Raw genomic sequence first — 2,960 nt, 5'->3', positions numbered from 1 at the left:
CGGCACGACCAGCCCGCTCGGCTCGAACCCCACCCGCCGGTAGAACCGCTGCGCCCGCCCGTTCTCCTCATGGACGATGAGCCGCACCCGCTCAAGACCCCGCCCCCACGCCCACTCCAGGGCCGCGTCGAACAGCACCTCGGTCAGCCCGCTCCCGCGCTCCTCGGGCCGCACGAACACGCCGACGACGTGCCCCTGCTTCCGCTCCACCGGAAACCCGGCCCAGTCCGTCGTCCCGGGCTCCTCCACCAGCACGGTCAGCGTGCCCACCCACCGCCCGTCGGGCCCCTCCGCGATGATCTGCTGAGCCTTGTCGGCCTCCTCGGCGCCCCCAGCCGTCCGCTCCTGCCAGAAGGAGTCCGGCCGGGCCTCGGCCTCCTCGTACGTCTCCAGGAAGGCCAGGTGCGCCACCGGATCCCGCAGCGCCGCGAGCCGCAGCTCCTTCGCCGCAGGCCACTCATCAGCACGGACGGACCGGATCACATAGCTCATGCCGGCAACGGTAGTACCCGGGTACGACACCCCTCACCCCGATTACCCCGCCGGTCCGACGCCCGCCGCCCCCGCACGCACGAGCATCGAAGCATGCTGACGGCAAACGAACTGACCAAACGCTACGGCGACCGGACGGTCGTCACGGACCTCTCCTTCACGGTCCGCCCCGGAACGGTCACCGGCTTCCTCGGCCCGAACGGCGCCGGCAAGTCCACGACCATGCGCATGATCCTCGGCCTCGACGCCCCCACCCGCGGACACGCCACCGTGGGCGGACGCTCCTACGCCGGCCACCCCGCGCCCCTCACCGAGGTCGGCGCCCTGCTGGAGGCCCGCTCGGTCCACCCCGGCCGCACGGCCTACCACCACCTGCGCGCCCTCGCCCACACCCACGGCATCCCCCGCGCACGGGTCGAACAGGTTCTCGCCCTCACCGGACTGACCGACGTGGCCCACCGCCGCGTCAAGGGCTTCTCCCTCGGCATGGGCCAACGCCTCGGCATCGCCGCCGCCCTGCTCGGCGACCCGGCCACGCTCATCCTCGACGAGCCGGTCAACGGCCTCGACCCGGAGGGCGTGCTGTGGATCCGCAATCTGCTGAAGTCCCTCGCCGCGGAAGGCCGCACGGTCCTCGTCTCCTCCCACCTGATGAGCGAGATGGCCCTCACCGCCGAGCACCTCGTCATCATCGGCCGCGGCCGTCTCCTCGCCGACACCACGGTCGCCGCCTTCGTACGCGACTCCGGCGCGGGCACCGTCAAGGTCGTCAGCCCGCAGTCCTCCGACCTCGTACGCCTCCTCACCGCCCCCGGCGTCGACATCACCACCGACACCCCCGGCACCCTCCAGGTCCGCGGCACGGATGCCGAACACATCGGCCGCACCGCGGCCGCCCACGGCATTCCCCTCTACGAACTGACCCCCAACGCCGCCTCCCTGGAAGAGGCCTTCATGGACCTCACCCGCGACGCCGTGGAGTACACGGCGACCCTCGAAGGAGCGGCAGCATGACCACGGCGACCCTCCCCTACCGCGTGACCCCGGCCCGCGTCCTGCGCTCCGAGTGGCACAAGCTCTGGACCCTGCGCTCCACCTGGATCACCCTCATCGCCACCAGCCTGCTGACCGTCGCCATGGGCGCGGGCCTGGCCGCCGCCTACGACGGCACCGGCGAGGGCGGAATGGACACGGTCCTCTTCATCCTCCTCGGCACCCAGTTCGCCACGATCAACCTCGGCGTGCTGGGCATCCTCGCCACGGCCGGCGAGTACTCCACGGGCCAGATCCGCGCCACGATGACCGCCGTCCCCCGCCGCCTGCCCGTCCTCTGGTCCAAGGCAGCCGTCCTGGCCGCGATCGCCTTCCCCCTCACCCTGCTGACGAACCTGATCACCTTCCCCCTCGCCCAGTCCTTCCTCACCGGCACCGACCAGGCTGCCTCCCTCGGCGACCCGGGCGTCCTGCGCGCCCTCGCCGGCAACGCGGCCGGCCTCACCCTCCTCGCCGCCCTCGCCCTCGCCATCGGCGCCCTGCTCCGCTCGGTCCCGATGGCCATCGGCGCCTTCACCGGCCTGATCATGATCGTCCCGGAGGTCCTGGCCATGCTCCCGTACGACATCGCCGACGACGCCGTCCGCTACTTCCCCGGCAAGGCCCTGGAAACCCTCACCACCGCCCAGCCCCTGCCCGGCACGGCCTCCCCGGGCGCCGCTCTCCTCGCCATGGTCCTCTGGACGGCGGCGACCCTCACGATGGCCGCAGCCGTCGTACGACGCCGAGACGTCTGACACGCGGTGCCGGAAACCCTCACGATGGACCCCGTGACGGAAGACCGGGCGCCGGAGCCCCTCACCGAGTACGCCCACCGCCTCACCCGCCGGGTGCGCGCCTTCGACCGACGCCACCCGCTGCTGTGGGACCTCCACATCACCGGTTTCTGGATGACAGCGGCCCTGATCGACTATGTCGGCGGCGGCTGGCGCCACAACGCCCACAACCTCGACGTCCCCGGCTGGCTGCTCCTCACCCTGAGCCTCGCCCTCGCGATCCCCCTGCTCTGGCGACGCACCCACCCCAGGGCCGTCCTCGTCGCCATGGCCGCCTTCGCCCTCGTCAACGCGTGGACCGGCGCAGCCCTCCAGGCAGCCCTGCTCCAGCTCGCCGTCGTCTACCACGTCGCCCTGCGCCGGGCCCTGCGCAACCTGTGGTGGGTGACGGTCCTGGTGATGGCCCCAGTCCTGGTGTCGGTCGCCCGTCACGGGGAGGGCACCTGGGACCAGCAGGTCGGCTCCCAGCTGATGTCCGTCACCGTCGCCGCTCTCATCGGCATCACGGTCCGCACGCGCCGCAACTACACGGAGGCCCTGGAGGACCGCGCCCGCCGCCTGGAGACCGAACGCGACCAGCAGGCCCGACTCGCCACCGCCGCCGAACGCGCCCGCATCGCCCGCGAGATGCACGACATC

4 protein-coding genes are annotated in these 2,960 nt (G+C 72.3%); 3 read left to right on the top strand and 1 reads right to left on the bottom strand.

Going from position 1 to position 2,960, the window contains the following annotated elements:
• On the bottom strand, positions 1–492 hold a 492-nt coding region (locus tag CCL05_RS42595; RefSeq protein ID WP_086565850.1), incomplete at its 3' end, for a GNAT family N-acetyltransferase.
• A gap of 93 nt (positions 493–585) precedes the next feature.
• Between CCL05_RS42595 and CCL05_RS42590 the strand changes: the two genes are divergently transcribed.
• The 3 genes from CCL05_RS42590 to CCL05_RS42580 form a co-directional block, all read left to right on the top strand.
• Complete coding sequence (locus CCL05_RS42590) at positions 586–1,506, top strand: ABC transporter ATP-binding protein (protein ID WP_086565849.1); 921 nt, start codon at positions 586–588, stop codon at positions 1,504–1,506.
• Positions 1,503–2,282 (top strand): ABC transporter permease, encoded by a 780-nt coding sequence (locus CCL05_RS42585; RefSeq protein ID WP_086565848.1) that lies wholly within the window; start codon positions 1,503–1,505, stop codon positions 2,280–2,282. Before CCL05_RS42590 ends, CCL05_RS42585 begins: the two co-directional genes overlap by 4 nt.
• Positions 2,283–2,306: 24 nt before the next feature.
• Positions 2,307–2,960: DUF7134 domain-containing protein (locus CCL05_RS42580; RefSeq protein WP_425275995.1), on the top strand; the 654-nt coding region annotated here is incomplete at its 3' end.

The organism is Streptomyces africanus, from assembly GCF_002150735.1.
Classification (GTDB): domain Bacteria; phylum Actinomycetota; class Actinomycetes; order Streptomycetales; family Streptomycetaceae; genus Streptomyces; species Streptomyces africanus.
This window is presented reverse-complemented; position numbering and strand designations above follow the sequence as displayed.